This window comes from Marinobacterium profundum, assembly GCF_001528745.1.
In the GTDB taxonomy this organism is placed as follows: Bacteria; Pseudomonadota; Gammaproteobacteria; order Pseudomonadales; family Balneatricaceae; genus Marinobacterium_A; species Marinobacterium_A profundum.
The window spans coordinates 1-5,487 of the sequence record NZ_BCNS01000082.1 but is presented as its reverse complement, the minus strand read 5'-3'; the positions used below and the strand labels follow the sequence as shown (position 1 = coordinate 5,487).

The 5,487-nt window shown below is 56.4% G+C and carries 5 protein-coding genes; 2 read left to right on the top strand and 3 right to left on the bottom strand.

The features are described 5' to 3' along the window. Positions 1-1,705 (bottom strand): sulfatase-like hydrolase/transferase (locus tag MPRO_RS04225; RefSeq protein ID WP_082708435.1); only part of this gene is annotated, 1,705 nt, incomplete at its 3' end. A 332-nt stretch (positions 1,706-2,037) separates the two neighbouring features. Between MPRO_RS04225 and dusA the strand changes: the two genes are divergently transcribed. Then, entirely contained in the window at positions 2,038-2,976 is a 939-nt protein-coding gene (dusA, locus tag MPRO_RS04220; RefSeq protein WP_439646776.1) for a tRNA dihydrouridine(20/20a) synthase DusA, read from the top strand. A gap of 26 nt (positions 2,977-3,002) precedes the next feature. Then, positions 3,003-3,956, top strand: a complete 954-nt coding sequence (gene tal, locus MPRO_RS04215) for a transaldolase (RefSeq protein ID WP_067287442.1) — start codon at positions 3,003-3,005, stop codon at positions 3,954-3,956. Between the two features lie 417 nt (positions 3,957-4,373). Here tal and MPRO_RS04210 read toward each other — a convergent pair whose 3' ends face one another. After that, positions 4,374-4,859 carry an STAS domain-containing protein gene (locus MPRO_RS04210; protein WP_067287439.1) on the bottom strand — a complete coding sequence of 162 codons (486 nt, stop codon included), beginning with the start codon at positions 4,857-4,859 and terminating at the stop codon, positions 4,374-4,376. Then, a partial coding sequence (locus MPRO_RS04205) for a PP2C family protein-serine/threonine phosphatase (RefSeq protein ID WP_158651748.1) occupies positions 4,852-5,487 on the bottom strand: 636 nt, incomplete at its 5' end. The genes MPRO_RS04205 and MPRO_RS04210, both read right to left, overlap by 8 nt.

Genomic DNA, 5,487 nt, shown 5'->3' with positions numbered 1-5,487 from the left:
CACCATCACTTAATTTCACACTGCCACGTTTGAAATCAATGTCATAGATCGACTGATCAGGAAACACCAGCGCGGCCCGCGGATCCTTGTGCAGCGTAATCATATAGGCCGTCACGACGCGCATGCGCTGCGGGTCGATCGGATGCAGCAAACTCACACCGCCCAGCTCAGTGACAGGCTTAACCGCCATCAGTTCCAGCACGCTGGGTACTATATCCGCCGCACTGACAGGTGCGTCCAGCGACGCCCTAATCGCACCCGCCTGACCAATGGGCGGAAACACCAGCAGCGGGTTGCGGATCACCTCAGGAATAAAGTCGGAATGAAAGCGACTCCCCTTGTCGTCCACATGCTCACCGTGATCGCTGGCATAGAACACCCAGGTATTGGGATCAAGCCGCCGTGCTTCCTCCACCAGCCTCGACAGATACAGATCCGCATAGCGCACCGTATTGTCATAAGCATTCACACTATTGGGGCCAGCTTCCGGCAGATACATCTTGTAGGCCGCCGGCACCTGGGCGCCAAACGGCGTATGACTGCCACTCATCTGGGTCACCAGCATAAAGGGCTCTGCCTGTCCCGCTGTACGCCTTAAGTACGGCAGGATGCCCCGTTCCAGCACCTGCAGGTCGTCGGCACCGACGGATACCGACACGTCGGCGCTGAAATTCACACCCTGCTCATAGTGATCCAGATCATCGTCGACAAACAGCTGATCCAGATTACGCCACTGAAAATCCTGCGCCGTTATAAGCGCCGTCTGATAACCACCACTCTTGGCATAATTGAACACCGTGGGCACGGTATAGATAACACCATGGGGATCCACCCCCTGCAGCCCGGTGAGCATATAGGGCACCGATGTCAGGGTGCGGGGCGATACGCCCACGGCATTGCGCATGGCCAGCATCTCGCCGCGCCCAAGCATCGCCGACAGGTGCGGCGTCGTGTCCCGCCCGTAGCCATAGAGGCCCAGATGGTCCCGATTCAGGGACTCGCCGACCACCATTATGATATTCGGCACTCCGGGTCTGGCGGCACGGCGCAAGAGTGCAGGTTTAGCAGGCCGGTCGAATGTGTTGACCTGCACCTCTAGCGCACTGACAAGACTGCCAAAATAGGCGACCGGTGCCACCTGAAAACTAGAGGCGCCATACCAGTTCAATGCGATCAATAGAAACAACGGCAAGGCCAGCGCAGCACTAAGTCCACGGCGCAGAAGCGAGGGCCGCGCGTCAAGCGACATCACCAGGGCCAGTATCAGCATCACTGACGTCGTTACCCTCATCGAATGCCACAACGACACGCTTTGCACCCCCAGCTGCAGTGACAGCAGCGGATCTGCGGCAAAAAAGCGAAGATCAAACGCCGTCACAAACTTGCCATAGACATTGAAGTAGGATGCCTGGGCAAAGTAGGTCGCGCCCAGTAGCACGAGCACAACAGTGCCAAACCAGGGCCTGCGCCACAACAAGCCACGAACACAGTAGAGCAGCAACCAGAAAATCAGCGCACTGAGGACAAAGTTCACGGCAAAACGCTTGCCGAACAGGTTTTCAACCAGCCAGGCACTATCGCGAACCAACAACAGATCCAGCAGAATCAGCAGCAGCCAGGCGAGCAGCAGCGCGGAGCGTCGAAACAGCGAAGCGCACCGGCGAAGTCGATGCCAGGGTCTGATAAAAAGACGTGAGAACAACATAACCAAATGAAACCTGGTGACTTATTGCAGCATGGGATGTTCGACAACCGCAGCAAGGAGGCACCACTACAGATACCGCAGACGCTTGCACAAAATTCAGGCGCCAATAGTAGCGGCTTTCACTTATGCTCGCACCCCTTGTGCCGGCCGATTCCCACTTGCCACCAGCCTCACCAGTCGCCTGCAGTTGCGCGCTTGGTGTATAATCGAGCCCGCCAAATTCCATCGCCGAACACAGACCTCAGTTGTACAACATGCCCAGCAGTCTCCAGCACCAACCAGCCCCCAGCATTAACAGTCAGACGCCCAACCGTCGCTTTTCAGTTGCGCCCATGATGGATTGGACAGACCGCCACTGTCGTTACTTTCATCGCCTGCTGAGCCGCAATGCGCTGCTGTACACCGAAATGGTTACCACAGGTGCTTTGATTCACGGCGACAGCGAGCGTTTCCTGCGCTATCAGAATGCGGAGCACCCCATAGCGCTGCAGCTTGGCGGCAGCGATCCTGAAGCGCTAGCGTTGTGCAGCCGCATGGCGCAGGACCACGGATACGACGAGGTGAACCTCAATGTTGGCTGCCCCAGCGACCGGGTGCAGAACAACATGATTGGCGCCTGCCTGATGGCGCACCCACAGCTGGTGGCCGAATGCCTTGAACGCATGCAAAGTGCCGTATCCATACCCATTACGGTAAAGCACCGCCTGGGTATTGACGACATGGACAGCTATGAAGAACTGCACCACTTTGTTGATGTCGTGCGCGCCTCAGGCTGCAGCACTTTCATTATTCATGCGCGCAAGGCGATTCTCAAAGGCCTCAGCCCTAAGGAAAATCGTCATGTTCCGCCGCTAAAGTACGACTGGGTCTATCGGATCAAGCAGGCATTCCCAGAGCTTGAGATCATTATCAACGGCGGCATCAAGACTCTCGATGAATGTGACGCCCACCTTGAGCACGTTGATGGCGTGATGGTTGGGCGCGAAGCCTACCAGAACCCCTACAGCCTGCTGGCCGATGTCGACAGCCGCCTTTACGCTGAGCCAGGCAACGCCATCAGTCGCCTAGAGGCATTGCAGCAAATGATCAGTTACAGCGAGCAGGAGCTCGGCGAGAGGGTCAACCTGGGGCATATTTCACGCCATATTCTGGGCCTGTTTCATGCCCAGCGCGGCGGCAAGCAATTCCGCCGCTACCTGAGCGAGAATGCCCACAAGCCCGGTGCCGGCCCCGAAGTGCTCAAGCAAGCAATGGAACGGATACCCGCCTAATCATTTCCACAAAGGACACACAGAGCATGCAAAGCCAACTGGAACAGCTGAAAGCCATCACCAGTGTTGTGGCAGATACCGGCGATATCGAAGCGATACGCCAGTTCAAACCCGTCGACGCCACCACCAACCCCTCATTGCTGCTCAAGGCAGGCCAGAACCCTGCCTATAAACCGCTACTGGAGCAGGCACGCAGCTGGGCTCAGAGGCTTGGCGGTGACAACCAGCAGCAGCTCGGTAACATGACCGACAAGCTGGCGGTACTGATCGGACTGGAAATCCTCAAACTGGTACCCGGACGCGTATCCACCGAAGTGGATGCCCGCCTGTCCTTTGATAGCGATGCCACCGTCGCCCGTGCCCGCAAGCTTATGGCCATGTACCAGGAAGCCGGCATTGGCGCCGACCGCATCCTGATCAAGATCGCCTCCACCTGGGAAGGTATCCGCGCCGCCGAGGTACTTGAGCGCGAAGGCATTAACTGCAACCTCACCCTGCTGTTTGGTTTCGCCCAGGCCCAGGCCTGCGCTGACGCCGGTGCTTTCCTGATATCCCCCTTTGTCGGCCGCATCCTCGACTGGCACCGCGCCCAGCAACCCGATACCGATTTTGGTGGCGACCTAGACCCAGGCGTAGTGTCAGTGACACGCATTTACAATCATTACAAACAGCACCACTACGGCACCGTTGTCATGGGCGCAAGCTTTCGCAATATTGGCGAAATCCAGGCCCTGGCCGGCTGCGACCGCCTCACCATTAGCCCCGCGCTGATGCAGCAGCTGGACGCCACCCAGGCACCGCTGGAACAGCGTCTTAGCCCTAGCAGCGCCCGCAGTGAGGAGCCCAACTCCAAACTGACAGAAAGCAGCTACCGCTGGCAGATGAATGAAGATGCCATGGCGACGGAAAAACTGGCGGAAGGCATTCGCAACTTTACCGCAGACCAGATCAAGCTCGAACAACTACTGCTGGCACTCTGAAGCACTTTGCCTGCCATGGATGGCGGGCAGCAACAGACAGACAGACAGACAGACAAGGATGAACACCGGGCGAGCACCAGGCCATTGGAAACATCAGATAAAGACTAAACCCGAGACGCAAGTGAGCCTAAAAACAGGGCTGATCAGACTATTGCACAGCGCTTAATGGAAAGATAAATAAAGCCGCAGATATAAAAAGCAGATATAAAAAAGGGCTCTTTGACATCCTGCCATTGAGCCCTCGCCCAGCATCCTTGCCGGTCACCCCTCTTATCCTTGAGAAGTGAGTAATTGAGTTCGTATCCCTTCGTTGCGCCGCATCCCTGTGCCCTCACTTACAAAGCCAATTCTAGAGGCTGCAGCGAAAGATACCATAGGACAAATGCCTAAAAAGCCTCGCCGGCATTCTGCTCGACCTCAGGGATGGCGCTCCAACGTCGAGACCAGATCAACAAAAGCATCTCGATTGGATTCATTCAGGCTCATCAAAACCTTGTGGGCTTCGATAATTCGATCACGCACCGCCGCTTCAGATTCCTGCACAAAGGGTAGGCGTTTGAGATCAACCAGACTGGTTGGCATGGTATCCAGCAACAAAAATATGCGCTCAAAACCCATGGTAAAGAGGATGCGTGTCACATCTTCGTTGGTGGATACCAGAGTCGGCGCCTCCAGCGACAACCGACTTGCCCCCACCGCCAGCTTGGCGATAAGCCCCAGGGATGTACTGTCAATGCTATCGGTTTCGGTAAGGTCTATCAGAATATGCCTGACACCGCCAACAGCCAGCACCTGCTCCAAGTGACGATCAAGGGTAGTACAGAGCGTAAGGCGCACCTCACCCACAAACTTCAAAACGTAACTGTCACCCTCGCGGGCAAAAAATATCGAGCCTTCACGCATTAGCGGCGTCCCGGAACAAAGTCAAAATAGCAATATCATCCGGACAACTGGCGGTACCCAACACAGTGTCCAGCAAGTCATCAGGCTGCACCACACCTGAAGCCACCAGAGCGCGCAACCGCTCCTCACGTTTTTCCAGCGAGCCGTCTTCAACCATGACTTCCAGCACACCATCCGAGAACAGAGTCAGTGAAAACGTGTTGGCCAGATGCAGCTCATGCTCATCAAAAAACGGTTCATCAAACAAACCCACCGGCATGCCCCGGCCGGTCAGAAAGCGCGCCTCGCCCCACTGGCTCAGAATCGGCATGGGATGATGGCCGCCCACCGCATATTTGAGCGTGGAATTTTGTGCATCCAGGATCCCGGCAAAGATCGTAAAGTGCTTGCCCAGACCCGTATCAAGCAGCTCTCGGTTCAGCAAATAGAGGGTAGAGGCAGGCGAGAGCTCAGACAGCGGCGTATCTCGTTGGTGGGCGCGCAGCACGCGATTGGTCATGTTCTTGAGCAGCACAGTCACCAGCGCCGACGAGGCACCATGGCCTGAAACATCCGCCAAGTAAAATAGCGTCAGATTATCGTCCAGCGGCGCCACATCAACAAAGTCGCCACTCAGTACCAGGGACGG

What these genes read in the sequence shown, in the direction of transcription:
- MPRO_RS04210 (WP_067287439.1), bottom strand. Translation starts at nt 4,859, where the DNA reads ATGCGTGAAGGCTCGATATTTTTTGCCCGCGAGGGTGACAGTTACGTT.
- dusA (WP_439646776.1), top strand. Translation starts at nt 2,038, where the DNA reads ATGATGGATTGGACAGACCGCCACTGTCGTTACTTTCATCGCCTGCTG.
- tal (WP_067287442.1), top strand. Translation starts at nt 3,003, where the DNA reads ATGCAAAGCCAACTGGAACAGCTGAAAGCCATCACCAGTGTTGTGGCA.